This window comes from Alteromonas alvinellae (genome assembly GCF_902705805.1).
Genome location: NZ_CACSIH010000154.1, coordinates 1 through 272 on the forward strand (window position 1 = coordinate 1; position 272 = coordinate 272).

Annotated in this window: 1 protein-coding gene; it reads right to left on the minus strand. The window is 49.3% G+C overall.

Translation table 11 applies throughout. The features are described 5' to 3' along the window. Positions 1-192: signal peptidase II (locus tag ACX5KA_RS11435; RefSeq protein ID WP_458731210.1), on the minus strand; the 192-nt coding region annotated here is incomplete at its 3' end. Positions 193-272 lie beyond the last annotated feature (80 nt).

The following is a 272-nucleotide window of genomic DNA, read 5'->3' on the forward strand; positions in this document are numbered from 1 at the left end:
ATTCGCAAAAAGACTGAATGCGGCACCGGTATTCCATACGTGTACCCAGTTAAAGAATGAGGTCACTGAAATAGACTCGCCATATGCCATTGATTGTTGCACCAGCCATTTTACGGCCTGATCAGACGCTGCCAGCAGGCCGGAGATGGACAACAGAGCGTACGGTGACAGATGTTTGCCAAAAATGGACATTGCTTAATCCTTGAGCGCCAGAATGCGTCTAGCACCGTTAAGTACAATTACCCCCGCGATGGTGCCGATAATCAGATCCG